Raw genomic sequence first — 25,790 nt, 5'->3', positions numbered from 1 at the left:
CGCGCGGCCGGCGTGCGAGGGGCTCGGCGCTCTGCTGACCCTCTATTTGCATCAGCAACCTGCCCGCGTCCCGTCGGCGAAGGCGCGCTTGAGCGACGGCCGCACCAAGCCGTCCTGTTGCATCGCGACGCGCTCCTCTGCGAGCGCTCGGTCGGGTGATCTCGAGGAGCTGCCGGCGCTGCAGGTCCACGATGTCCACCGAAGCGCGTCTCACGAGATGCGACCGTCGGAGAACGCAATGCGGAGGATCTTCGGTCGCTCGGGCAGCTCCACCCGCCAACAGGCGCCGTCGCGCTCTACCGTGACCTCTTCTGGCTTGGGTTCGTAGCTCCGAGTCAGGTCGCGTCCACGCTGGTGCGCCCCTTCGCGATCGACGGGCCCAGGGACTCCATAAGAGCCAAGCCTCCGAAGGTAGTCTGCAAGTTCGGGATCGTTGGCTTGTCGTGCAAGCGATTCGTACCCGGCGAGCCGCGTGACCACGTCCGGAAAAGCGTCGCGACCTGCCGCCGTGGCGGCGGTGTTGCGCGCCCAGCAACGGACGAGCCCGAGGACGTACTCTCGCTTCGGGCAAGCGGGCTCTCGGGCGACCTCGAGCAACCCCGGAACGAAGTCTTCGGTCATGAGCGCCAGATCTTCGTCCTCGCTGCTGATGAGCCACCCGTTCGTGTACGCCCAAAGTCGAAGCGCTGCTTGGCTCCAACATTCGGGGAATCCGTGGGCCCAGTCGGCAAGGTCTACCCGGCAAAGCTCATCCCACAGTCGACCGAATGCCGGGCTGAAGTCGTCGGGGGTGGAGGAACCCGTCGTGCTCTGCCAAGCGGACGGCGTGACCTCACCTGCTTCGAGGGCTTCGCGCAAGACTTGGGTCACCCGCGCGCTCGACGGGTCGGAAGCGAGGCTCTGTCGCAAGCGTTCGATGTCGAATCCTTGCGGCTCCGCGAACGGGGACAACCTTCGAAGCGCTTCCTCCAGGGTCATCGAGGGGTCATCGTACAGCCTACCGGTGCCAACTCGAACCACGGCGTAGCGCCGCTTGCGGCGCCCGGAGATCGTTTCGTGAGCGGATGAGCATTTCCTCGCCGAAGCCGCACGGGGCGCTGAGCGCGGCGGACCTCGAGCCGACGACCCCGCAGTGAGCGACCGAGATCGTGGTCGCCTCGACGTGTACCGCTAACGTTGCAGGTGATGAGCGGGCCGGAGCTCGGTGACCGCCTCGCGCTCCGGGGATCGACGCGCTCACTCCTCGACGCTGCGCCGCACAGCGAAGGCGAGGCCGCAGCCCTCGATCTGCTCGCGATGGATCACGCCCATCGGCGAGAGCCCTTGCTCGTCGACCCGCCGGCCCACGCGCAGGAGGACCTTCTTCGCCGCGAGATCCACGAGCGAGACGCGCGCCGAGCTCGCGGACGTTTTGAGCTCGGCCGGGCTGTCGGCCACGATGATCAGCACCTCCGCGCCGGCCGCCTTTCTCGCCAGCTCGATCGGGGAGTGATCCAGCTCCTTGCGGTGCCTCTTCACCGCCGCGACGTCGCGGGCCGCGCGCACCGAGCCCTCGAACACGGGGCCGAGCACCGCGAGGCCGAGCCGCGCCTCGGCGAGCCGGCGAACGTTCGCTGTCTCCTCGTCGACCTTGGTCCCGCCGAAATACACGCCTCGCACCTTCGTGAGCAGATCGCGCTCCGAGGGCGAGGGCGGAGGCTTCAGGAGGCACAGGAGGAACGCATCCTTGTCGGATCCGCGCGCGGCGTCGTCGATCCCGCGAGCGTCGCGCAGCTCGGCGCGAGGAGCGCGCACGTACACCGCGGGCCGGCGGAGCAGGGCGTCGAGGGCCCCTGGAGCGCGGAGCGAAGGGTCGACGACATCGGAGGGGTCCCCGTCGCCCGCGGCCTCGCCGATCCAGCGATCCGTCGCCTCGACGAAGCCCTCGTGGCCCGCCGGGAACTCCGCGCGGCGCTCGTCGAGCACGGCCAGCAGGGCGCGACGCTCGGCCTCGACGGCGCGGCGATCCTGGACGTACATCGCGATCGCGAGGAGGACGATGGCCGCCGCCGCCAGCAGCGTGAGCAGCCGCGCGCGCCCGAGCCGCTTGTCGCTCGCGAACGTCCCCTTGATCCCGGCGCGAGCCGCGTGATGGCGCGCGCGCGCCCGGTGGCTGGCGGCCCGCTCCACGCGCGCGCGGAGCGCGGGGTTCATCCGCTCCGTCGTGAGGAACGTCGCCACGTCAGCTCTCCCCGGAGGGACCCGCTAACGCGGAGTCCCGACCCACGACGGAGGAACCCGCGAACGCGGAGTCCCGACCCACGACGGACAGCGCTCGGGAGGCGGGCTGGTTGCGATCGATGTTGCGATCGATGAGGCCCTCGAGCTCGCCGCGGGTCACGCCGAGCCGGGCCGCGGCCTGGGCCGCGAGCGAGGTCGCGGCCACGCCGTCGACGAACTGGTACGTGGGCTTCTGCGCCGCGTCGAGCTCCACCTGGACGAACCGGAGGTTCCTTATCGCCTTCTCCCGCTCGAGCCGCGCCGCGAACGTCAGGAAATGCGTGGTGATGAACGCCTGCGGGCGGAGCTTCTCGAGCAGCGTGACGACGAGCTCGAAGATCTCCTCCCCCTCGGACGGGTTCGTCCCCGAGCAGAGCTCGTCGAGGATCACCATCGCTCCCGGGCCGAGCTCCTCGAAGAGCGCGCGGATCCGGAGGAGCTCCATGCCGAGCCGCCCCTCGCTCTGATCGAACTTCGTCTCCTGGATGAGCGACACCACGAGCCCCGGGACGCGGGCGACGCTCGCCCTGCGCGCCGGCACGAACATGCCCGCCTGCGCGAGGAGCTGCGTCAGCGCCACCGACTGGAGCAGGCGCGTCTTTCCGCCCGAGTTCGGCCCCGTGACAAGGAGCGTCGTGTCGGCCCGATCGGTCACGACGTCGCACGGCACCGCCTTCCCTCCGCCGGCGACGAGGAGCGGATTGAAGAGGCCGAGGAGCGCGCGCTCGCCCTCCGCGGCGGACCGGAGCTCCGGCAGGCAGACCTCGAGCCCCGCCGCTTCGGCGAGATCCCGGAAGCCGAGCGCTCCCAGGTAGACCTCCATCTCTCCGACGAGCGGGACCAGCTTGACGACCTGATCCTCGACGCCCTCGAACACCGCGTCGACGAGCCTCGCCATGACCTCTCCGTCGCCGAAGCTGTACCCGCGGAAGAACATCTCGAGCTTCGCGAGCCAGCGCCGCACCGGCGACAGCACGAACGGGTTCTCCTGCCGCTCCCGGACGGTCACGACGTCGAAGCCTCGGATGCGGCCGTCGGCGCCGACGCGGATGTCCAGGCGGAGCGTCGCGAGGTGCTCGTCGTAATCGAGGAGATCCGCCATCGATCGATATCCCTCGGTCGCCTGCACCGCCTGGCCGAAGTCGCGCAGCCGGGAGAGGCCCGATCGCGCGCCCTCGAACGACCCGCTCATCAGGTCGAAGACCTCTTTGACGATCGCGAGCACGTCGAGCTGCCGCCGCGTCGGATCGAACTTCTTCCCTGCCACCGCGCCCTCGAGCGCGCCTCGCATCCGGCACGAGGCCGTGTAGAGCCTCTCGAGCTGCGTGCGAAACGTGGGTGAGCCCGAGAGCTCGTGGAGGATCCCCCTCCGGAGCTCGGTCACGCGCGTGTCGCTCGGGGGCCGGGAGAGGACGCGGAGGATGAACCCTCGGTTGACGACGGCCTCGTGCCCCCCGACGCGGACGCGGAAGCACCGGGCCACGAGCTCCTCCAGGAACAGGTCCGGCGCGAAGCTCTTCGGATCCCACGTGGAGGGCCCGATGGGCGCGCGATCGAGCGCCTGGCTGAAGAGCCCGCCGGAGACGCCGCTTGTGAACGCGAACGAGAGGGACTGTCGCAGCTCGTCGAGATCCGTCCGCGCGGGCGGGTCCACGAAGAGCAGGCTGGGGATCTTGTCCGTGGACGGGAGGGCGGGCGCGTGGGGCACCTCGGGCGCGTGGGGCCTACCGGGCTCGGGCGGGCGGGCAATGCTCTCGGTGGGGACCTGCGCGCGGATCGGGTGCATGAGCAGACGACCCGCGCCCGCGGGAAAAGTTCCCCGTCTCCCGCGAAACCCCGCGTTTCCCCCGGTGCCGCCGTGGGACCGCCTTCGCGACCGCGCTGATGTACCCTCGGGCGAGCCGCCCATGACGACCGCAGCCCCCTCACCGCCCGCTCGCCCCGTTTCCGAGATCCCTGTTGCTCCCTCGATCCCGCTGCTCGGCAGCCTGCCGTGGATGGCGATCGACGCCGCGGGCTTCCTGGAGCGCGTCGCCATCGAGAAGGGGCCGATCGCCCGGATCCCGTTCGGGGCCGCGGGCATGGTGATGCTCACCCACCCGGACGACGCTCGCTACGTGCTCCACGATGCGGCCAGGAAGTACTTGCGCGGCGACAAGTCGAGGGAGACCGTACAGCCCGTCTTCGGCAACGGCCTGGCGATCAGCGATCCGCCGTTCTGGCTACGGCAGCGGCGCATCATGCAGCCGAGCTTCTCTCGCGCGCGGATCGCCAGGATGACGGCGGCGATGAACGCGGTGGCCGAGCGCCACCTCGCGCGCCTCACCGATGGCCAGGAGCTCCACGCCCACGATCTCCTGCTCGGCATCACGCGCGACGTCATCGTGGAGACGATGTTCTCGCAGCAGCTCCCGTCGGACATCGCCACGCTCGACGGCGCGCTCGCGGAGATCGACCGCTACATCAAGATCCGGATGCTGCTCCCCTTCAGGGTGCCGCTGTCCTGGCCGCTGCCCTTCAACGTGCGTATCCGGGAGGCGACCGCGGCGTTCGACAGGGTGGTGTACGGCATCATCGACCGGCGCGAGCAGGGCGGAGAGCGGCCGGGGGACCTGCTCGACGCGCTCCTCGACGCGCGCGACGAGGAGACCGGCGAGCGCATGTCCCGGAAGGAGCTGCGCGACGAGGTGCTGCACATCTTCTTCGCCGGGCACGAGACCACGGCGAACGCGCTGACGTGGGCGACGGTCCTGTTCACCTTGCACCCGCACGAATGGGAGCGGGTGCGAGGCGAGGTGGACAGCGTGCTCGGAGGTCGCGCGCCCGAGGCGGAGGACGTGCCCAGGCTGACGCGGACGGCCATGGTCCTGCGCGAGACGCTGCGGCTCTACCCGCCGGCCTGGATGATCGTCCGCGAGGCGGTCGAGGACGACGAGATCCGCGGTTATGCCATCCCGCGCGGAACGTCGGTCCTGATCTCCCCCTTCGCGATGCACCGCCACCCGTCGTTCTGGCCCGAGCCGCGCCGCTTCGATCCGGAACGCTTCGCGGGCGACCCGGCGACGACGGGCGCCGGCAAGAACTGGGCATACATGCCGTTCGGGGGCGGGCCGCACGTATGCATTGGCAACCACTTCGGGCTGACGGAGATGGCGATCGTGCTGGCGCGGCTCGCGCAGCGGGGGAGGCTCGTCGCGCTGCGGCCAAAGGAAGCGCGACCGCGCGGCACGACCGCGCTCGGGCCGTCTGGCCGGGTGCCGGCGCGATTCGAGGCGCGGAGCGCCGCGGGCGGGCATTGAAGCCGATCGACCACGACGGACGGGGAGCGGTCGAGGAGAGACGGTCAAGCAGAGGATGGATGAGAGCGAACCTCGTGGGCCAGGGGAGATCGTGATTGACGCCGGGCACCCCGTCCCTCATCTCACCATGGCCTGCGCCACGAGCTTCCTCGTGGCAACAGCAGCAGCCAGCTGCTCAATCCGGGGCGGATCCCCCAGAGAGGCAGACTCCGCATGGGCCGGCGCCGTTTCGCCCTCTTCATCTGCGCGCTCCTCGCCGCGGCCGCCGGCCTTGCAAGGCACGTGGTCTGCGGCCGGGCCGCCACGCCGCTCGACCGGTTCCTCGCCTTGTCCACGGTGCTCACCGGGGTTGGCGACCTCGCCCGGGACCACGCGCAGATCTACCTCGACTGCCTGCTCGCACGTCCGGAGCAGGCCGCGGCGCTCGCGGACCTCTATACCAGGGCGGGGCTCGTCGGCGACGCTCCGGCGTGCCCCCTCGATGACCTGACCGCGCGAGGCGTCTTCGCCGACGCGCGCCTGCGGGCGCTCGCGGACGAGATCCTCCTGTTCTGGTACACGGGCCAGTACGACGCGGCCGACGGGCGCGCGCTGGCGACCTACGAGGGCTCGCTCGCGTGGAGATCGCTCCCTTACACAAGCGCACCGGGCATCTGCGGCGGGGCGATGGGGTCCTGGGGAGAGCCGCCCGCGGGGTGAGGCGGCGGGGCGCGCTGCCGCCGCCCGGACGGAGCTCGGTATGGGGGACAGGCTGCAAGCGGATGTGATCATCGTGGGCGCGGGCATCGCGGGGACGCTGGCCGGCTACCGGCTCGCGAAGGCGGGCGCCAGGGTGCTCGTGCTGGAGTCGGGGCCGCGGGTCGACCGCGACAAGGCCGTCAGCGCCTACCGGAGCGCCGTCGTCAAGACGCTGGACGCCCCCTTTCCTCGCTCCATGGCCGCGCCTGCGCCCAGCGAGAGCGCTCCCCACGGGTACTACGTGCAGGAGGGCCCGGACCTCTTCAAGAGCACGTACCTCCGCGTCGTCGGCGGGACGACCTGGCACTGGCTCGGGACCGCGCTCCGCTTCCTCCCCGACGATCTCCGGATGAAGACCCTTTATGGAGTCGGCGTCGACTGGCCCATCGGGTACGACGTGCTCGAACCCTGGTACGTCGAGAGCGAGATCGAGATGGGCGTGGCCGGCGATGACAGCCTCGGCTCGCCGCGCAGCACGCCTTACCCCATGGCGCCCATCCCCCACAGCTACTCGGATCTGCGCATCGCCGACAGGATCTCGGCCCTCGGCTATCCGGTGACCGCGACGGCACAGGCGCGCAATAGCGCCGCGTACGACGGCCGGCCCGCGTGCTGTGGCAGCAAATCCTGCATCCCCATCTGCCCGATCGCGGCTCGCTATGACGCCTCGATGCACGTGAAGAAGGCCGAGCTGGCCGGCGTGCGGATCGTGGAAGAGGCCATCGCCACGGCCGTCGGCATCGGCCCTGACGGGCGCGTGTCGCGTGTCCTGTTCAAGCGCCCGGACGGCACCGATCACGAGGCCTCGGGCAAGGTCTATATCGTGGCGGCGCACGGGATCGAGACGCCCAAGCTGCTCCTGATGTCCCGGACCGACGCGCTGCCGGACGGGGTCGCGAACAGGAGCGGCCAGGTGGGGCGCAACCTCATGGATCACCCCATCCAGCTGAGCTGGGCGCTCGCCGCGGAGGCGCTCGGTCAGCCCCGCGGACCGCTCTCGACGGGGGGAATCGACGCCACGCGGAACAGCGCCTCTCGGGGGGTGCGCGCCGCGTTCCGGGTGGAGCTCGGCAACAGCGGGTGGCAGTGGCCGATCGGCGGGCCCGAGGTCGCCGCGGCCGATCTCGTGCGCAAGGGTCTACGTGGCCAGCAGCTCGCTGCCGAGCTCGCGTGGCATTGCACCCGGCAGCTCTGCGTGTCCAGCTTGATGGAGCAGCTCCCCGATCCCGACAACCGCGTCACGCCTGCCTTCGATGAGCGCGACGCGCTCGGGTTGCCGCGGCCGCGCCTTCATTACCGGATCGACCCCTATACCCGCGACGGCATGACGGCCGCGCGCGCGATCCACGACCGGATCTTCGACGCGCTCGGGGCCACGCTCCGCGAGCACCGGCTCGATCACGAGGGCGCCGGGCACATCATGGGCACCTACCGGATGGGCGCCGACCCGAACACCTCGGTGGTCGACCCGAACCTGCGCGCGCACGACCACGACAACCTCTACCTGCTCGGCAGCGGCGTCTTCCCCACCGGCGGCGCCGTGAACCCCACGCTCACCATCGCCGCTCTCGCGCTGCGCGCCGCGCATTCCATCGCGACCGCGCTCGGGCGCTGACCCCGGGCGTCGCGATTCGGGCTCGACCTTGGAGCCCTGATCAGGAGCATCGGCGATGCGGTCGAGCACATGGGTGGTGTGCCACGGCCGGCGTAACCGGCCACCGGCACCACCTGATGATGGGCTCGGTCGAGCCCGACGAGCCGGAGGCGCAGGAGCTCGCGGACAAGCTGCTCGCGCCGCTCGCGAGCTGGCGCGTCGGGCCGAGCGGCCGGGGAGCCGCCCGGAAGAACGGCAAACCCGAGGGCGAGCCCGCGGCGCCTGTCCCGCCCGGCGCGCCCGTTCCGCCCGATGAGAGCGTCCGCCGCCGCTCGGGACCCGTCCAGACCGCAGAACAGAGCGTCCGCCGCCGCTCGGGGACGCCTCTCGTCGGGTCGCGGCGCACGACCTCCGCGGGATCCGATCGCCCGCGATCGATGTGCTCGACCGTGAGCGTCGGCGGGGGCGTGACCCACGGCGGCTCTCCGGTTCGCGCTCGGCGGGGTCCAGGTCTGGCGCGGCGCGGACGTCGGCGCGATCCTGAAGCCCGCCCCGTCCTTCGAACGCCCCGTGGCCTGTGCTAGCGTCCCGCGCCCGCGAAGGAGGTCCCTTGCACGCACCGAAGATTCTCCGGATCCGGATCGAGAAATTCCGGCGCATCCAGGAAGCGCTGGAGGTGGAGCTGACCACGCCGCGGGGAGATTCAGTGCAGCAGGCCGTCTTCGCCGGGCCCAACGGCTGCGGGAAAACCAGCGTGATCGAGGCGGTGCTCCTCGGCCTGGGGATGGGCCCGCTCATCGTGCGTGACCTCGAGCGCTCCCGCAGGGAAGAGCACTGGCGTGTCCTCGTGCCCGAAGGTGCCATCATCGAAGTAGACGTCGCCATCGACGGTGCGAATCCGACCACCTGGATCCGCACGGCGGACAAGCACGTCCACCGTCTTCCTGACGGCGCGGAGGAGCCGATTCCTCCTCAGTGGTTGCAGTCTCTGGCCGTCGAGTACTTCTCTTCCTGGCGCGCGCCGGAGCTGGTAGGCCCGATCAAGCCGCTCGTCGGGCGCGGCGGGCGTCCCATCGACAACGAGACCAACCGCCTGTGGCGGCTCAAGCAACGGATCAATGACGAGCGCGCGCGAGGGGGGTACAAGGGGACCCTGCCGGGGTTCGGAAGGGCGGATGCTTGGCTCAACCGGCTCAACGATGCGTGGAGCCGCTTCCACGGGGACGACGGCACCCGCATCGACGCCCAGATCGTCGATCCGGACGATGAAGAGCTGCTCGCCGATCTCTTCGTGGTGACCGACGACGGGAGAAGGATCTGCTCCATCGACCAGATCAGCTCGGGCGAGATCGAGCTCCTCTCCTTTGCGGGCTGGATCATCCTCAACGACTGGAAAGGCGGCCTGCTCGTCATCGATGAGCCCGAGCTGCACCTGCATCCGCAGTGGCAGGCGACGATCCTCCCGGCCCTCCACGCGCTCGCCCCGGACGTGCAGATCCTCGTTGCCTCGCACGCCGATGCGGTCTGGGATCAGACGGCCAGCTACGCGCGCTTCCTCCTCGTGCCGGACACGGATCCCCGCTCGCGCGCATGGCGCGAAGCGCAGCCTCTTCCGCGCACGCAAGAGGCGTCATGAAGCCGTCGTCGGACGTGACGGGCCTGTACCGAAATTTCCCGGCCTATCTCTGGGTCGAGGACGAGGAGACGCGCACGTACCTCCAGACGGCGTGGGAAGGCGAGTTGCACATCAAGGTACTCGTCGCCGGTGGTCACGGGCACCTCCACGCCGTCGTGAATGCCGCACGAAATGACTACAATACGCACGTCTTTGGCTTTCGCGATCGAGACTTCGGCGGTTCCAATCGGGCACGGTGGAACGAGGACGCGGTGGTGGTCCTGACGGCGGATGTCGTCGAGATCGAGAACCTCCTCCTCGACCCGGATGCCATCGCTGCTTGCCAGGTCAACACCTCCGGCCTCAACGCAGCGCAGGTCGAGCAGGAGCTCACGATGCTCGCGACGCCGCTCACCTGGTGGATGAGCTGCCGCCGTACGATCACCGAGATCCGCGATGCGGTGGTCGACGATTTTCTCGAACATCCGCGGAGGGATCGCGTCAAATCGCAAGGGGACGCCGAGGCTGCTATCACCGGTAGCCTCTGGTGGGCGCGGGTCCTGCCCACGCTCCAGCCAGACTGGGGCAACGTGGCCACGATCGCGAGGAAGCTCACGGATCACGAGGCCAGCTACCGCGCGATGCTGAGCACCGGCGCCTGGCGGCAGGAGTTCTCCGGGAAGGAGATCCTCCGCGACCTCACGACCAGGATCTGGACCAGAAAGCGTCCGAAAGACCCCGAATGTCGGCTCACGTTCGTCCAGGAGATCGCCAGAGCTCAGCTCGATCTGAATCGGGTACCGCAGGAGATCCGCGAGCTGCGAACCGCAATCCGGCGTCGCATCGGTCACTGAGCACAGGTTCTCGTTCGGCGGACCTACGCGGGTTTGACCTCCACGCACCCGCCGCCCCACGTGTCAGAGAACTCGCCGCGCCATCCGATCCTCTTCCGGAGGATCAGTCGACCATTGGCGTGATCTCGCGGAGACACCCTGTCGCATCGGAGCCGCAGCGGTCGGGCGGCCGCTCGCCGAGAGATCTCGGATCTCAACCGAGCAGCGCCTCGAGCGCGCCCCTCGCCCGGAGGTCGGTGAAGCTGTGGGTCGGGGCGCATGCGGCGAGCTCTGCGAGGGCGTAGGTGCCGGTGGCCACGGCGATCGACTCGGCGCCGATCGCCCGGGCCGCCGCGATGTCCTTCGGGGTGTCGCCGATGACGACGACGCGGCACGCGTCGAGCGGCGCCTCGAGCATCGCCGCCCCGCGCGCCGCGCCGATGCGCAGGAGCTCGTCGCGGCGCTCGTGGTCGCAGCCGAAGCCGCCGAACGCGAACCGCTCGTAGATGCCGACCCGGGTGAGCTTCGCCTGCGCCCCGGCGCGGACGTTCCCCGTGCCGAGGCCGATGGCGCACTTCGCGCGCCGGGCGGCGGCGTCGAGCGCCTCGATGACGCCGGCGTGGACCCGGGTGTCGCCGGCGAGCGACATCTCCTGCGCGAGGATCTCGACGTAGATCGCGAGGAGCGCGTCGATGGCGTCCTCCGTGGCCTCGCGCCCGACCGTCTCGAGCCCTGTCCGGATGATGGCCCGGTCGGTCATGCCGGCAAACGAGAACGCCTCGCACGCGTCGCGCCGGTCGGCGTACCGGGCGAACGCGCGCTCCATGGCGCGCCGGCCTGCGCCGCCGGTGGAGAGCAGGGTGCCGTCGATGTCCCAGAGGAGCACGGAGGGGCGCATGTCCCCATGGTATAGACCGGCGCCGCCCCAGGGCGAGCGCGGAAGGGCGGCGGGCGCGACGGCCTCGTCGCGGCCTCGCCTGGCGGCTCGGCCGGGAGTCGTCGGCGTCATCGTGGGTCGACCGGCGCGGGGACTTCCGGCGGCTGGTTGAAGGCTCGCCGCGTCGCCCGCCCCGCGCGAGCTCACCCAGATTGGGAGCTTCCGGAGCGTCGGCTGACCCATCGGCTGACCCAGACCCAGGTTGAGGAGCTGTCAGCTCGCCCCGTCAGCTCACCCAGGTTGAGGCGCCAGCTCTCTGCGTAGCTCTCTGCGTCGCATCGGCTGACCCAGGTTGAGAATTCTGGGAGCGATGGCGCATCAAACATGAGAAAATAATGCCGCTCGATGCAATGCGACGAGCTCGCCTTGATGTCGACCCTACATAATGAGTGGTTCGAACGCAGCTGTGCGGTGATCTCGGGCGCCAGCTGATCCAGGTTGAGGACACAGTCAAAATTTGGGGGCAAAAGCTCATTTGGTGTGAGAATTTTTGTTCGCTGAGCGCAATGCGCGTTGTTGGCCCTGGCGCCTTCTTGTCGCGTCGTTCGTCCTCACATCTTCTCTTGGTGTCGAGCGTTTCGAGCGCAACCGTGCGGTGATCTCTGGTAGGAGAGGCGCTGGAAATCGAGAGAGCGCGTTGCCCGAGCGCCCGTGCCAGGCCCTCGACCCTGAGCCCGAGGCGCTCCACGCCTGCGGCGCCCTCGCGACCTGCGCAGGGCGCCCTCGCCGCGCGGAGGAGACCCGGAAGACAAGACCATGCGACGCCCGCTGCTCAGCCCGATCACCGCGATCCTGCTGCTGCTCACCTGCCCAGCACCGGCGGCGGCAGCGCCCCTCCCGCGGCGGCCGCCGCCGACCGGGCCGGAGCGTGAGATGCTCGACGAGGCGAAGCGGCTCCTGGACGAGGGGCGGCTCGCGGACGCGCGCGACATCCACCTGACGCTGTGGGGGCTCACGAAGAGCGCCTCCGATGCGTTCCGCGTGGGGATGCTGTCGTTCAGGCTGCACGACTTCGACAGGGCGGCGGAGTTCCTCTCGATCTACTTCGACATGGTCGGCACCCCCGACGCCCCGAAGATCTGGGTGCCCCCGGGCTTCAAGGAGAGCTACGAGCTCGCGAGGGCCAATTTCGCGGAAGCGCGGCGGCACGTCGGCGCGCTCGATTTGCGCGTGAGCGAGCCTGGCGCCGCCGTGCTCGTGGACGGGCGGCAGATCGGTGTGTCCCCGCTCCCGCGCCCCGTGTACGTGGCTCCCGGCCAGCACCGCGTGAGCGGACAGCTCGCCGGGGCGCAGCGCGAGGACGTGGCCGCGGTCGACGCGGGCGGCGAGAGGACCGTCTGGCTGACGTTCCCGCGCTCCCGAGCCGAAGCGCCAGCGCATCCTCCGGTGAGCAAGGTGGCCTCGCGGCCCGTCGCGCCACCGCCTCCTTCCACGCGCAGCCCCGCGCTCCGGTGGTGGACTGTGGGCGCGCTCGCGGCCACGTCGGCCGCCCTCGCCACCGTCGGGGCCCTCTCGGTCGTGGAGGCCAACGACGCTGCCGAGGAGCGGGACGCCGCCTTTTCCCGGGCGGAGCGGGAGGTCTTCCATTGCCGGCCGGGGCTCCCTGCCTGCGACGCATATGCCGACGCCGATGGGCGCACGAAGACGTTCACGGCCCTGTCCGTGGGCGCCTTCGTCGGTGCGGGTCTTTCGGCCGGCGGCGCCGTGGCCGCGGGGTTCCTGCTCGCGCCACAGGCAAAGGTCCGTGTGGAGGCCGCGGGGTCCGCCCCGGGCCTGGGGCTCTCGTTCTCGTGGTAGCGCCCGAGCTCCGCAGAGACGTGCTCCCGCGCGGAGAGCCGACTTCATCTTTCTGAATGGCAGTTCATCTTTGGTGGAGAATTTGCGGACGTTGATCGCAATGCGAACAGCACGCGTCGATCGACGCATGGCTGGGATCTCCACGATCCTCCGGACGAGGAGGCCTGATATCATGGCTCCAATGTGGCAGCGCGGGCTGTGCGCTTCCGGCGCGGTGTTCCTGGGCTGCTTGCTCTGGGCTGCCTGCAGCGGTGACGCCTATGTCGATGTGGAACAGGAACCTCTCTGCGATTCAACCGCAGACTGCCACCCCAAGCTGAGCGGAACGCAGTGCATCGACGGGCGCTGCCGGTGTCCGGACCCGGAGGAGGCGCGCTGCTGCGAGCCCGGTGCGAGGGAGGAAGACGGCGATTCCTGCAAGCGGGAGTGTCGGCCCATCAGCGAGTGCAACGCCATGCTGTGCAAGACAGCCGAGGATTGCCCGAAGCCTGCGGACCCCCGCTGCGGCGAGGCCATGTGCGACGCGGAGGTCTGCAGGCTCGCCCTGCGAGAGCGATTCCCTAACCAGCGGGCTGGCGATTGTGTGACCCTGCGCTGTGACGAGGCTGGGCGGGTGGTCGCCGAGGCCGACGACGGCGACGTCTTCAACGACGGCAACGAGTGCACGATCGACGCATGCGTGCAAGGGGTCAGCGTGCACCGTCCGAGGGCAGCGGGGAACGCCGAAGAGGGTTCCGGGTACTGCGATGGCGAAGGGCATCTGGTCGGATGCCTTCGCGACGAGGACTGTGGGACCCCCTCGTATGCCTGCTCGACATCGGGCACGTGCGTCCTCGAGTGGTGCGACAACGCCATCTTTGATGATGCCTCGGGCGAGACGGCGCGGGACTGCGGTGGCCGGTGCCAGCCTTGCAGGGCAGGACAGCCGTGCACGGCCGACAGCGACTGCATCGAGGGTGCGTGCGGCTCGGACATGCTGTGCAAGGAGACGAGCTGCCGTGATGGCATCCTGAACGGCGCCGAGACCGACGTCGATTGCGGCGCGCCGTCGTGTCCCGCATGCGCCGCCAGCCGGCGGTGCGACGCTCACGAGTCCTGCCAGAGCGGTGTGTGCGCGGACGGCAGGTGCCGTCGCCCGACGTGCGAGGATGGCGTGATGAACGGCAACGAATCAGGCATCGACTGCGGCGCGAACTGCCCCACTGCCTGCCCGCTGTTCATCTCAGGCGAAGAGACATGAAGAAAGGCAACATGACCACGAGCAGGCACCTTTGGGCCGCCGGCGCGATGCTCTCCGTGGCCTCGCTGTGGATCGCGTGCTCGGAGGGGGCCCCGGCGCCTGCGCCGGAGCGCCCCGAGTGCGTGACCGAGTACGATTGCGACGACCCGCCGGACCCCGCCTGTGGCACGGTGACGTGCGTCGATGGCAAGTGCCAGCGAGAGGTGGGGGAGTACCGGGGCCAGTACCCCGGCGACTGCATGACGATCGCGTGCGACAGGGACGGGCAGAAGGTCGTCTTGCCCGCGCCGGACGACGTGCCGGACGACGGCAACCCTTGCACGGATGACTTCTGCGACGGCGCGCATCAGCTGAACGAATGGACCCGGCGAGGTCCGGCCCCTGACGGCTCGGGGCTGTGCGACGGCCAGCAAAACCTGGTCGAGTGCCTGTCGGACGCGGACTGCGGGGACACGACCATGTACTGCTCACCGCGCAGCAAGTGCATCCCGCTCGACTGCGACAATGGCGAGCTCGATGTAGGCACCGGCGAGTCCTATGTGGACTGCGGTGGCCTCTGCGATCCGTGTCGCCCGACGTACCCGTGTACCACGGGCGAGGATTGCAATACCGGTGTGTGCGGCTTCGATGACCGGTGCAGCTTTGCCACGTGCAGCGATGGTATCCAGAACGAGCATGAGGTCGACATCGACTGCGGATCCAACTGCCGTACCTGCGCCGCTGGAGACAAGTGCATCGACGGCCCGGATTGCCTGACGAAGGTGTGCTTCCAGGGCAGGTGCCAGCCGCCGAGGTGCGATGACGATCGCCAGAATGGCCTGGAAATAGGTGTAGATTGTGGTGGTGACTGCCCTCCCTGCCCGGAGGGGCTCCCCTGAGCGGAAGGCGCATCGTCGCCGTCTCCCTCAAAAAGCACGGGAGCGAGGCGGATATCATGAGCAATATCGCGAGGTCGGCCGTGATCGCGGCGCTGGGTCTTTCGGGAGTGGCGTGCGCGCCGGACGAGTACCGGCCGCTCGCGGAGAACGACGCTGTTCGCATCGACGTCTACGGGTTCGAGCCGCCCCTCGTCCGCGATGGCGTCACGTACCGGGGCGAGGTGGAGGGCTACGTCTGGAAGACGGACAACCCCAATGCCTTCGGTGTCCGGAAACACGACGACGGGGAGTATCTCCCCGACAGGTTCGTCGTGAGCAACGGCCTCGAGGAGACGACGCTCCGCTGCGTCCTCTACGAGGACAGCTATCCGGAGGACGACCTCATTGCCACCTTCTGTCGCGGTCAGTTCATCCAGGCCGAACCCGGCCGTGGGATCCGTGCCACCTTCAACGAGTTTGACGGCTGGGAGGTCGTGATGCCCGAGCTCTCGAAGCTCACGTCTCCCGAGCAGGACATCGAGTTCAGCCTCAGCTCCGGCGAGGATCTGGTGCTCTCGTGGGAGCCGCTAGGCGCGGACGACCGGATGGGATGGTCTCTCGGACCCGTCAGCTTCGACGACCCGGGGCCGTGTGTGGATGACGTAGAGTGGTACCGTTCGGACGGGTCCATGGATGACACCGGGGCGTTCGTCGTTCCCAGGGACTCGTATCCCACGGGCCTGCCCCCCGAGGGGTGTCAGGCTTTCCTTCGGTTCGACCGCGGCCGGCGCGGGACCATCGATCCTGGCGTCCAGAGGGGCTCGATCTTCGCGCGCCAGTCTTACGAGGTACGGATCACGCTGAATCCGTAGCCTCGTTCAAACGGGAACGTGCACAGGTTGGGTAGTGCTCAAATTTGCCCGGAGAGAGTTCACATGAAGGCGGGAAGATCATTGAGCTTTTCTTTCCGCCTTGCCGCCTCCATGTTCAATTTTGAGCACTACCCACAGGTTGCCCCGTGCGGCGCAGCCGTCTCTTGCAAAGACGTCGGATCGTGGAGGATCTCATGAGAGACATCGTGTGGTTGGCTTTGGTCGCCGTCCTGGGTCTTTCCGGGGCAGCGTGTGGGCCGGACGAGTACCGGCCCCTGGCGGATAACGAGGCGGTCGTCATCCGGGTCTACGGATACAACGTGCCGATCGTCCGCGATGGCGTCGAGTACCTGGGCGAAGCGGAAGCCTACGTTACGAAGGTGGACGCCAGCGGCGGGTTCGGTGTGCGAGATCCCGGGGACGGGGAGTACCTCCCCGACAGGTTCGTCGTGAGCAACGGCGCGGAGGAGGCGGAGCTCGCCTGCTACTGGTGGCATGACAGCAAGCCGGAGGACAACCTCATCGCCGCCAAGTGCCGCGGCTATCTCAAGCACGCCGAGCCGGGCCGCGCGATCCGCGCCCGATTCAACGACCTCGACGGCTGGGAGATCGTGATGCCCGAACTCTCGGAGCTCACGTCTCCCGAGCCGGAGAGCGTGTTCAGCCTCGGCGCCGGCGAGGATCTCGTGCTGGCGTGGGAGCCGCTGGGTAAGGACGACATGATGAGATGGTCCATCGGACCTGTCAGCTTCGATGAGCCGGGCCCTTGTCTGGATGACGTATCCTGGGTCGACTCGTCGGGGGAGGTGGACGACACCGGCTCGTTCACCGTTCCCGAAGGCTCGTACCCCACGGGGCTTCCCGCCGAGGGCTGTCAGGCCTTCGTGCGCTTGAGCCGCGGTCGGGACGGGACCATCGATCCTGGCGCCCCAGCGAGCGTGATGTTCGGCATGCAGACTTACAAGATGCGGATGACGCTGAGGCCGTAGCGCCGTCGGGCAGGCGCGCGCGCAGGTCGGGCCCGCCAGATCTTCGCTGGCCTTTCGCTGGCGCAGCGGAGGGAGGCGCTCCTCACCGCTCAGGCCTGCTCGACGGAGAGCGCCGGCGCTCGCTTCCTGCTTCCGCCGATGTCATCATGGCGCTTATGCCCTCCGCGCCGGCGATCCAGCGAGAAGACCTTGTGGGCGGGGGCCGAGCGATCTTTTGCTTCCGGCAGCCCTCGCCGGTGCAGCCGGCCATGCGGGCGTCCGTGACCCACGCCTTCGCCGCGCTGGCGTTCTACACGAGCGGCTCTTCTCGGATCGAGCAGCGCGGCCGATGGAACGTTGAAGCTGGAGACGTCCTCCTCGTGCCTGCCGGACAACCGCACCGCTCGATCGAGAAGGCGGCCCCGGACTGGATCGGCGTTGGCTTCTGTGTCCCCTGCTTGGCCGCCGAGGAGGCGGGCAGCTTGCTCGAGCCGTTCGAGCGCGTGCGCGCCGGCGCATCCCCCGTCGTTCGGGTGCCCGCGGATCGTCACGCGCACATCGACATGCTGCTCCGCGAGCTGATGCGCGCGACGGAATCGCGCGATGGCGGCGCTCCCGACGTCGTCCAGCGGAGCCTCCTTGTGCTCATCCTCAACGAGGTTCAGCAGGCAGCGCGCTCGCAACACCCTGCCTCGCCATCGCCGGGAGTCGTCGTCGATGCCCTTCGCTTCATCGAGCGAAACTGCCTTCGACCGCTCTCGCTCAAGGACGTCGCGCGATCCGTGGGGCGGAGCCCGGCGTACGTGACGACGGCGCTCTCCCGGGCGACGGGCCGGAGCGCGGTCGAGTGGATCGTGGCCGGGAGAATGGCGGAGGCTCGCCGCATCCTCCTCCACTCCGACGAGAGGGTCGAGCTCGTCGCCGAGCGCGTCGGCTACGCAGACGCGACGCACTTCATCCGCATGTTCCGTAGAGAGCACGGGGCGACGCCGGCGGCGTGGCGCGCCGAAGCGCAGAGCAAGGGCCGCACGCTCACCCAGGAGACGGTGTCCGGCCGCACACGCTGAAGACGAGGTCGCCGACGAAGGTGGTATTGGCCTTCGTCCGTTCGGCGGCGAGACGTTCTTCCAGGGTGTCCACGTCGACCTCGGCCTCCGACGCCACGCCTCGCTGGACGATCCGCGGGAGCATCGCGCGAACGATGAGCGCGAGCTGATGCTGGATCTTCGGCGTCTGCACGATGGCCTCGGCCCTCACGAGCTGCACGGTCAGGCCCGCTTCTTCAAAAACGCTCGGCATCTGGAATCCCATGTGGAGGCTCGCGCCCTCACGCTCGACGGTCCGCCAGATCCACTGGTGCACCTGGCGGTGCAGATCCATGGGCATCAGGCTGCCCTGGCCCATCGTCGGGTCGTTCTCCTGGAGCAGGATCAGGCCGCCGGCGCGCACGGCACCGGCCATGGCACGGACCGCAGCGACAGGATCCGGCTGGTACATGAGCACCCTCCGGCCGACGGCGGCATCGAAGCGCTCGGCGGCGGGGGAGAGCGCGCCGAGGTCCCGCTCTTCGAAGGCAACTCGGCGGAGTCCCAGCTCGGCGGCTCGCCGGCGAGCGACCGCGATGGGCGCCGGATCGCGGTCTACCCCGAGCACGCAACCCCCTTCGCCGACGATGCGGGCGACCATGAAGCTCACGTCGCCTCGGCCGCACCCCACGTCGAGGACGCGCATGCCGGGAGCGATGCCGGCATCGCGCAGAAATCGTTCGGTCATGTCGTTGACCAGGTCTGTCATCGTCGTCTCCGCCAGTTCGTGTCAGCTCGCCCGTCGTTGCTGGTTTCACGCCGGGCTCGCGGGTCAGCATCCCTGCTGTTTGCAGGACTGTACGGACTGTCTGTCCTGCGCGGCAGTGCGTGTCTTTGTGCTGGATCGGCGGGGTTTGTGATCGGTGGGCGGCGGAAGTCCCGGGCGCCCGTCGCGACCGCCGCGGTGCGCGCCGCCGGCCAGATCGGGCCGCGCGTACCGTGCTCCCCGGCGCTCCGCCGTGCGCGGGCCCCGCTGCGCGGCCTGTGGCCGGCGTGACGCTGCCCGGTCACCCCGCTCGGCCCCGCGCACAGCGGCTCAAGTTGCGCTACTCCTCCACCTAGATGGTGCTCCAACCGATTCGCGTGGCCGCGCTCGCCCTGGTGACGGGGCTTGTCTTCCTCGGATCTCCGGCGTGCAAGAAAGGCGGGGAGGCCTCGCCCGAGCAGGGGCGCAAGCCCGCGAAGCAGGGGCTCAGCTTCCCGGTCGAGGTCGTGCCCGTCGCGGCGGAGCGGGTCGAGTACGCCGTGCCGGCCGTCGGAGCGGTCGAGGCGTTCGAGCAGGTGCAGCTCACCGCGCGCGTCGCCGGCGTCGTCGAGGCAGTGCGGTTCATGGAGGGCGCCGAGGTCAAGGCAGGGCAGGTGCTCGTCGAGATCGACCCGGCCCGGTACAACCTCGCCGTCCGCGCGGCGCGCGCGACGCTCGATCGGATGACCGCCACCCAGGCCGAGGCCGCCGCGGGGCTCGAGCGGCGCGAGGCCGAGGGCGCCGACGGCGTCTTCAGCAAGGAAGACGTCGCGTCCTGGCGCTCGAGGGCGGCGACGACCGCCGCGCAGGTCGCCGAGGCGAAGGTCGCCGTCGATCAGGCGCTCCTGAACCTGCGCGACGCCTACGTGCGCGCCCCCATCCAGGGGAAGATCCAGACGCGCACCGTGCAGACCGGCCAGCACGTGCCCGTCGGCACCGTGCTCGCGACGCTCCTGCGCCGCGATCCGCTCCTGCTCCGCTTCCAGATCCCCGCCGCCGACGCCCCGCGGGTCAGGCCCGACATGGAGGCCCGTTTCACCGTGAAGGGCGACGCGCGGACCTACAGCGCCAGGCTGACGCACGTCGCCGACGCGGCGGATCCGGCGACGCGCATGGTCGCCGTGACCGGCGAGGTGCAGGGCGAGGGCAAGGAGCTGCTCCGCCCGGGGACCTTCGCCGAGGTGACCGTGCCCGTGGGCGCGAGCGGCGACGCTCCCGTGATCCCACTCACGTCCGTGCGACCGAGCGAGCGGGGGTTCCTCGCGTACGTGGTCGATGGCACCACCGCGCGCGAGCGCGTGCTCTCGCTGGGCCTGCGCACGCCCGACGGGCGCGTCGAGGTCAAGTCGGGCCTCTCCGTGGGAGAGCTCCTCGTGGCGCGCGGCGCGGAGGCGTTGCGCGAGGGGGCGCAGGTCCGCATCGCGGCGCCCGGCAGCGTGCCGGGAGGCCAGGCCGCGGGGCGCCACCCCGAGGGAGGCGCAGACGCCAGCGCGTCTGCGGCCGGCGCGTCGCCGCCCGCCTCGTCCGGCGCATCGCCGCTGACCGCTCCCGCCAGCTCGTCACGGAGCGTGCCGTGAGCCTCACCGAAGCCTGCCTCAGGAAGCCGGTCTTCGCCTGGATGCTGATGGCCGCGACCATCGTCTTCGGCCTCGTCGCCGTGTCGCGCATCGGCATCAGCCAGTTCCCCGACGTCGACTTCCCCACCATCACCATCTCCGCCACGCTGGAGGGCGCCGCCCCCGAGATCATGGAGCACGACGTGGTCGAGCCGCTCGAGGAGGCGGCCGTCCAGGTCGAGGGGATCCGATCGATCACGTCGACGTCGCGCCAGGGGAGCGCCTCGGTCACCATCGAGCTCGACCTGTCGCGCGACGTCGACGTCGCGCTCCAGGACGTTCAGACGAAGATCTCCCAGGCGCAGCGGCGGCTGCCGCTCGACCTCGACCCGCCTGTCGTCTCCAAGACGAACCCGGAGGACCAGCCGATCATGTGGGTCGGGCTCTCCGGCCCCTTCTCTCCCCAGCTCGTCGCCGACATCGCGCGTTACCGGCTGAAGGAGAAGCTCCAGACGGTGCCCGGCGTCGGAGAGCTCACGCTCGGGGGCTACCTCGAGCGCAACGTCCGCATCTGGATCGACGCCGATCGACTCGCGGCGAAGGGGCTCACCGTCGCCGACGTCACCGAGGCCCTGCGCCGCCAGCACATCGAGCTCCCCGCCGGCCGCATCGAGACCGAAGGGCGGGAGCTCAACGTGCGGGTGATGGGGGAGGCGCTCGATCTCGCGACCTTCAAGCGGATCGTCCTCCGCCAGGGCGATCCCGGCTCGGCCGCCCAGCCGGGCGCAGCCGCCCAGGCGGCGGGGCCGCCGTCGTCGGCGCGCGCCACGGTGTACCTGGAGGACGTCGCGCTCGTCGAGGACGGCTTCGAGGACGTCCGCCGGCTCGCCCGGGTGAACGGGGAGCCGGCCCAGGGCCTCGGCGTGAGGAAGCAGCGCGGCTCGAACGCGGTCGAGGTCGCCCGGGGGGTCCGGGCCGCGCTTGCCGAGGTCCAGAAGTCCCTGCCCGAGGGGATGGAGGTCGGCGTGAACTTCGACTCGACGAAGTTCATCGAGGAGTCGGTCCACGAGATCGAGCTCGAGCTCGGCATGGCCATCGCGCTCACGGCCCTCGTCTGCTGGATGTTCCTCGGCTCGCTCTCGAGCACGCTCAACGTCGTCCTGGCCATCCCGATGTCGCTGCTCGGCACGGTCGCCGCGATCTACTTCCTCGGCTTCACGCTGAACACCTTCACGCTGCTCGGGCTCTCGCTCGCCGTCGGCATCGTCGTCGACGACGCGATCATGGTGCTCGAGAACATCCACCGGCACGCCGAAGGGGGGAAGGACCGCGTCCGCGCCGCCCGCGAGGGCACGGCCGAGATCACCTTCGCGGCGCTCGCCGCGACGCTCGCCGTCGTCGCGATCTTCCTCCCGATCATCTTCATGGAGGGGGTGGTCGGCCGGTTCTTCCTCCAGTTCGGCGTGACCCTCTGCATCGCCGTGCTGCTCTCGTACCTGGAGGCGATCACCCTCGCGCCCGCCCGCTGCGCGCAGATCCTCGACGTCTCCCGCGAGGGCCGGGGCCGCCTCGGGCGGCTCGTCGATCGCGGCTTCGAGGCGCTCTCCCGCGGCTATGGCTGGCTGCTCGCCCGGGCGCTCCGGTTCCCGGTCGCGGTCGTCCTGCTCGGCGCGATCCTCTTCGCCGGCGCGATCGTCGCCATGCAGCGCCTCCCGACGGAGTTCGTCCCGTCGCAGGACCAGGGGCGGCTCCTTGTCCGCCTCCAGACGGCGGTCGGCTCGGACATCGAGGAGACCGACCGGCTCTTCCGTCGCGCCGAGGCGGCCGTGGGCGCGAACCCGGCGGTGGAGCGGGTCTTCGCCGTCGTCGGCGGCTTCGGCGGAGGGGGCGGCGTGAACACGGGCATCCTGTTCGTCACGATGAAGCCGGCGGAGGAGCGGGCGCTCTCGCAGGCCGATCTCCAGGGCGCGCTCCGCAAGGAGCTGAACGGCTACCCCGGCCTGCGCGCCGTGGTCCAGGACCTGTCGCAGTCGGGCTTCACGGCCCAGCGCGGGTTCCCTGTCGAGTTCTCGATCCGCGGCCCCGACTGGGACGAGCTCACGAAGCACAGCGAGCGCATCCGGGCCGAGCTCGCGCAGAGCGGCGTCGTCGTGGATCTCGACTCCGACTACCAGCTCGGCATGCCCGAGCTCCGCATCGTGCCCGACCGGGCGCGCGCCGCGGATCTCGGCGTGAGCGTCGAGGCCATCGCGACGACGCTGAACACGCTGATCGGCGGCGGGCGCGTCGCCAAGTACAACGACAGCGGGCGCCGCATCGACGTCCGCGCGCGCCTGCTCGCGGAGCAGCGGAGCCGGCCCGAGGATCTCGCGCGCATCCAGGTGAGGAGCGCGTCGGGCGCGCTGGTCCCGCTGACGTCGGTCGTCACCTACGACGAGCGCCCCGCGCTCCAGGCGATCACGCGCCGCGACCGCGAGCGCGCGATCTCGGTCTTCGGCAACGTCGCGCCGGGGCGCTCGCAGGGCGAGGCGGTGGCCCGCGTCGAGGAGCTCGGCCGGGACCTGCCGGCCGGCTACCGCCTGGTGCTGGGCGGCGCGAGCGTGACGTTCCGCGAGTCGATGGGCGGCCTCCTCTTCGCGCTGGTGCTCGGGATCCTCGTCGCCTACATGGTGCTCGCGTCGCAGTTCAACTCGTTCCTGCACCCGGTCACGGTGCTGACGATCCTGCCGCTGTCGATCGCGGGCGCCGCCTTCGCGCTGCTCCTGACCGGGCACACGCTCAACATCTTCAGCATGATCGGGATCCTCCTGCTCATGGGGATCGTGAAGAAGAACTCGATCATCCTCGTGGATCACGCGATCGAAGTGCGCCGCGAAGGCGGGCACGGCGAGGGGGAAGGGGAGGTGATGGACGCCCGCGAGGCGATGCTCCGCGCCGGCCCGGTGCGGCTGCGCCCCATCCTGATGACCTCGATCGCGACGCTGATGGCGGCGGTCCCGTCCGCGCTGGCGCTCGGCCCCGGCGCCGAGATCCGAGCCCCGATGGCCGCGGCGGTGATCGGCGGCCTCGTCGTCTCGACGGCGCTCAGCCTCCTCGTCGTGCCGGCGTTCTATGTGGTCGCGGACGACCTGCGGGCGCGCCTTGCCCGGCTCCGGCGGCCGGGCTCCCCGGCTGCCACGGGTTCACTTGGGGCCCTGGATCGGTGACCAGTCGGGGGGCGGGTTGAAGGCGAGGTCGATGAGTGATCCGAACGCCTCGCTCGTCAGGACGGTGGCTCCCGCTTCCACGTCTCCGCCCGCGACGAGCTCGGCCTTGGCGATCGCCGCCGCCGAACCGACCTTGGAGGGCAGCCACAGGTTCCCCTGCTGATCGAAGGCGATGCTCTCCGGAAGCGCCAGCACCCCCACTTCCAGTTGAACCTCGGGGGTGAGCTCCGCTGATGCTTCGAGATCGCCGGGCTCGAACCTGGCGATGGTGTTCGAGCCCCAGTAACCCACCCAGAGCGCGCCCTGCTCGTCGAACGCGAGCCCCGTCGGGTGGCCCAGCGGCCCGATCACCGGCTCGGGGGTGAGCGCCTTCAGCACCACGTCGGCGGGATCCCCGTCGTCCGCGGCGAGCCGCCCGGCCGCGTACATCAGCACCGCGTCCTGCTCGGCGCTCGCCACCCACAGGTTGCCCGATCCGTCGAACGCGAGCGCTTGAACGTTCTCGATCTCGTCTCCGGTGATGGTCACGGAGGGCTCCACCACGCCGGAGCCTTCGAGATCGGCCGCGTCGATCCTCAGCAAATGGTCGCGGATCCCCACCCAGAGGTTGCCGGCGGCGTCGAACGCCAGGCCGCCCGCGGCGCAGGGGGTGACGCCCGCGCACGCCTCGGCCACGTCGAGCACGCGGTCAGGGGCTGCCTCGCTGCTCTCGCCCAGCGTGTCGACGAGCCGCACGGTGATCTGGCCCGCGTTGGCCGACACCCACAGGTTGCCGGCCCCGTCGAAGGCGATCGCGCCCTGGTTGATGATCTCGGCGCTCCCCTGGAACGCGACGCTCGGCGTGACCTCGCCCGACTCGAGCAGCGCCTCGCCGTCGAGCGCGCCGACCAGCTGGTCGCCGTTCTGCGCGGTGAACCAGAGCTGGTGGCTCCCGGGCGTGGGCTCGTAGTTGAAGGTGACCTCGGTGGTCGCGCCGTCGGCGACGCAGGCGCTCTGCTCCGGGTCATCGGGCCGATAGACGAAGCCGACGCGTTCGTCGTCCGGGTACTCGGCCACGCTGCCTGCGCGCAGCGTGTACTCACCCGCCGGCGTGTCGAGGGACGCGCTCGAGACCACGCGCTCGTCCGGCACTCCCGGCGAGGTCACGGCGACGTCGCCGGTGTCGTTCGGGCTCACGATCTCGACGTCGAGCGTGCCCTCGCCTCCGGCTTCGCAAGCCGCGCCTCCACCTGCACCGCCGCCGCCGTCACCGCCCGAACCCGCCTCCGACGGGTCGTCGTCGTTGTCCCCACAGCCCACGGAAACCAGCGCCGCGAGCAGAACCCAGGAAAGTCGTCTCATGGGTCACGAGTCTAGGAACCCCGGGCAAACACCGCAAAGAGCGTGTGGCCCTCGAACGCTCGATTTCGAAAAAAAAGCGTGAATCCACCGCCGCGGGAACCGCTGTGCGGTCGGCCGTGATGCGCGCTCAACGGCGGTCGAAGGAGGCGGGAAGACGCTTGGCCGCCGAGAGACAGCTTCAGGGAGCGATGAGAGAGGGCAAACCTCCCTGAAATGCACGCGCTGCCAGAAATTCGCACGAAAATGGAGTGATCCCTCGGCTTTTGCCTCGGTCGACATGTGTTTGGTGCGAAGTCGCGTTTCTGCAAGGGCCTTGGTGGTAAATGCTTCAACCCAAACGAGAGATACGGTCGCCGTGGAGACTTGTGCTTCCCAAGAGTGACGCTAGAAGGTTCGAATCCTTCCCCTTGCACCAAGACGATCCATTGAAGCAGCACGCGTCCGACCGGTGGCTTCGACGAGCTTACCGTGAACGAGGAGATCGAATACGTCCAAGCGCTCTGGGAGCGGATCGCGGCGAGGGAGGAAGAGGTGCCGGTACCCGAGTGGCACAGCGCCGTGCTCGATCGCCGGCTCGCCGAGTACGAAGCAGCGCCAGACGTTGGCCGACTTCTACTTCGTGGTGAAGCCGACCAGCGGGCGGCGGTGATCCTTGCCGTACTCTATCAGCGGCGCAGCCCGTCTGTTTGGAAGAAACGCACTCGAGACCAAGGCGGAGCGGGCTAACTCGGCGCTGGCGCCGGATCGGGCCGGATCCTGTCGGTTCGTTTCCGCCCGCGCTCGCCGGACCCATGACCGAGACAAGGCGCTCGACATCCCGCTTCATGCGCGTCTAGCGTGCGCCAAGC

20 protein-coding genes and 1 tRNA gene are annotated in these 25,790 nt (G+C 69.8%); 15 read left to right on the top strand and 6 right to left on the bottom strand.

The window, feature by feature from the left end:
• Positions 1-210: 210 nt before the first annotated feature.
• The 3 genes from WMF39_RS29145 to WMF39_RS29135 form a co-directional block, all read right to left on the bottom strand.
• Positions 211-978, bottom strand: a complete 768-nt coding sequence (locus WMF39_RS29145) for a hypothetical protein (protein WP_437739753.1) — start codon at positions 976-978, stop codon at positions 211-213.
• Between the two features lie 258 nt (positions 979-1,236).
• Positions 1,237-2,220 carry a hypothetical protein gene (locus WMF39_RS29140; protein ID WP_437739752.1) on the bottom strand — a complete coding sequence of 328 codons (984 nt, stop codon included), beginning with the start codon at positions 2,218-2,220 and terminating at the stop codon, positions 1,237-1,239.
• A 1-nt stretch (position 2,221) separates the two neighbouring features.
• A complete protein-coding gene (locus tag WMF39_RS29135; protein ID WP_437739751.1) occupies positions 2,222-4,045 on the bottom strand; it encodes a MutS-related protein in 1,824 nt (607 codons plus the stop codon).
• Positions 4,046-4,166: 121 nt separating this feature from the next.
• Here WMF39_RS29135 and WMF39_RS29130 point away from each other — a divergent pair, with 121 nt between their 5' ends.
• The 5 genes from WMF39_RS29130 to WMF39_RS29110 all read left to right on the top strand — a co-directional run bounded on the left by WMF39_RS29130 (position 4,167) and on the right by WMF39_RS29110 (position 10,359).
• On the top strand, positions 4,167-5,558 hold the full coding sequence (locus tag WMF39_RS29130; protein ID WP_437739750.1) for a cytochrome P450: 1,392 nt from the start codon (positions 4,167-4,169) through the stop codon (positions 5,556-5,558).
• 213 nt (positions 5,559-5,771) lie between these two features.
• On the top strand, positions 5,772-6,257 hold the full coding sequence (locus tag WMF39_RS29125; RefSeq protein WP_437739749.1) for a sugar dehydrogenase complex small subunit: 486 nt from the start codon (positions 5,772-5,774) through the stop codon (positions 6,255-6,257).
• A gap of 40 nt (positions 6,258-6,297) precedes the next feature.
• Complete coding sequence (locus WMF39_RS29120) at positions 6,298-7,911, top strand: GMC family oxidoreductase (protein WP_437739748.1); 1,614 nt, start codon at positions 6,298-6,300, stop codon at positions 7,909-7,911.
• 589 nt (positions 7,912-8,500) lie between these two features.
• Complete coding sequence (locus WMF39_RS29115) at positions 8,501-9,526, top strand: AAA family ATPase (protein ID WP_437708213.1); 1,026 nt, start codon at positions 8,501-8,503, stop codon at positions 9,524-9,526.
• The gene (locus WMF39_RS29110) at positions 9,523-10,359 is read left to right on the top strand and encodes a hypothetical protein (RefSeq protein ID WP_437739747.1); all 837 of its coding nucleotides are present in this window, start codon (positions 9,523-9,525) and stop codon (positions 10,357-10,359) included. Before WMF39_RS29115 ends, WMF39_RS29110 begins: the two co-directional genes overlap by 4 nt.
• A gap of 193 nt (positions 10,360-10,552) precedes the next feature.
• Here the strand turns inward: WMF39_RS29110 and WMF39_RS29105 are convergent, their stop codons facing one another.
• A complete protein-coding gene (locus tag WMF39_RS29105; protein WP_437739746.1) occupies positions 10,553-11,236 on the bottom strand; it encodes an HAD family hydrolase in 684 nt (227 codons plus the stop codon).
• Between the two features lie 795 nt (positions 11,237-12,031).
• On the opposite strand from WMF39_RS29105, the gene WMF39_RS29100 reads away from it, so the two are divergent.
• The 6 genes from WMF39_RS29100 to WMF39_RS29075 all read left to right on the top strand — a co-directional run bounded on the left by WMF39_RS29100 (position 12,032) and on the right by WMF39_RS29075 (position 18,076).
• Positions 12,032-13,072: a hypothetical protein gene (locus tag WMF39_RS29100; protein WP_437739745.1), complete on the top strand. Its 1,041-nt coding sequence runs from the start codon at positions 12,032-12,034 to the stop codon at positions 13,070-13,072.
• Positions 13,073-13,526: 454 nt separating this feature from the next.
• Entirely contained in the window at positions 13,527-14,312 is a 786-nt protein-coding gene (locus WMF39_RS29095) for a hypothetical protein (protein ID WP_437739744.1), read from the top strand.
• 11 nt (positions 14,313-14,323) lie between these two features.
• Positions 14,324-15,190, top strand: a complete 867-nt coding sequence (locus tag WMF39_RS29090) for a hypothetical protein (protein WP_437739743.1) — start codon at positions 14,324-14,326, stop codon at positions 15,188-15,190.
• A 56-nt stretch (positions 15,191-15,246) separates the two neighbouring features.
• Positions 15,247-16,041, top strand: coding sequence for a hypothetical protein (locus WMF39_RS29085; protein WP_437739742.1), 795 nt, complete (start codon positions 15,247-15,249; stop codon positions 16,039-16,041).
• 194 nt (positions 16,042-16,235) lie between these two features.
• Positions 16,236-17,030 carry a hypothetical protein gene (locus WMF39_RS29080; protein WP_437739741.1) on the top strand — a complete coding sequence of 265 codons (795 nt, stop codon included), beginning with the start codon at positions 16,236-16,238 and terminating at the stop codon, positions 17,028-17,030.
• 248 nt (positions 17,031-17,278) lie between these two features.
• Complete coding sequence (locus tag WMF39_RS29075; RefSeq protein WP_437739740.1) at positions 17,279-18,076, top strand: AraC family transcriptional regulator; 798 nt, start codon at positions 17,279-17,281, stop codon at positions 18,074-18,076.
• Here WMF39_RS29075 and WMF39_RS29070 read toward each other — a convergent pair.
• The gene (locus WMF39_RS29070; RefSeq protein WP_437739739.1) at positions 18,042-18,803 is read right to left on the bottom strand and encodes a methyltransferase domain-containing protein; all 762 of its coding nucleotides are present in this window, start codon (positions 18,801-18,803) and stop codon (positions 18,042-18,044) included. The genes WMF39_RS29075 and WMF39_RS29070 overlap by 35 nt on opposite strands.
• A 353-nt stretch (positions 18,804-19,156) precedes the next feature.
• On the opposite strand from WMF39_RS29070, the gene WMF39_RS29065 reads away from it, so the two are divergent.
• Together WMF39_RS29065 and WMF39_RS29060 are read left to right on the top strand one after the other, a co-directional pair.
• On the top strand, positions 19,157-20,416 hold the full coding sequence (locus WMF39_RS29065) for an efflux RND transporter periplasmic adaptor subunit (protein ID WP_437739738.1): 1,260 nt from the start codon (positions 19,157-19,159) through the stop codon (positions 20,414-20,416).
• Complete coding sequence (locus tag WMF39_RS29060) at positions 20,413-23,601, top strand: efflux RND transporter permease subunit (RefSeq protein WP_437739737.1); 3,189 nt, start codon at positions 20,413-20,415, stop codon at positions 23,599-23,601. The genes WMF39_RS29065 and WMF39_RS29060 overlap by 4 nt, the downstream gene beginning before the upstream one ends.
• On the opposite strand, the gene WMF39_RS29055 is transcribed toward WMF39_RS29060, so the two are convergent.
• On the bottom strand, positions 23,578-24,942 hold the full coding sequence (locus WMF39_RS29055) for a Vgb family protein (RefSeq protein ID WP_437739736.1): 1,365 nt from the start codon (positions 24,940-24,942) through the stop codon (positions 23,578-23,580). The genes WMF39_RS29060 and WMF39_RS29055 overlap by 24 nt on opposite strands.
• A 304-nt stretch (positions 24,943-25,246) precedes the next feature.
• Here WMF39_RS29055 and WMF39_RS29050 point away from each other — a divergent pair.
• Both WMF39_RS29050 and WMF39_RS29045 read left to right on the top strand, forming a co-directional pair.
• Positions 25,247-25,357 (top strand) — tRNA-OTHER (locus WMF39_RS29050).
• 53 nt (positions 25,358-25,410) lie between these two features.
• Positions 25,411-25,668, top strand: a complete 258-nt coding sequence (locus WMF39_RS29045; RefSeq protein ID WP_437739735.1) for an addiction module protein — start codon at positions 25,411-25,413, stop codon at positions 25,666-25,668.
• The last annotated feature ends 122 nt before the right edge of the window (positions 25,669-25,790 follow it).

The organism is Sorangium sp. So ce1504 (assembly GCF_051521635.1).
GTDB classification, from domain to species: domain Bacteria; phylum Myxococcota_A; class Polyangia; order Polyangiales; family Polyangiaceae; genus Sorangium; species Sorangium cellulosum_B.
This window is presented reverse-complemented; position numbering and strand designations above follow the sequence as displayed.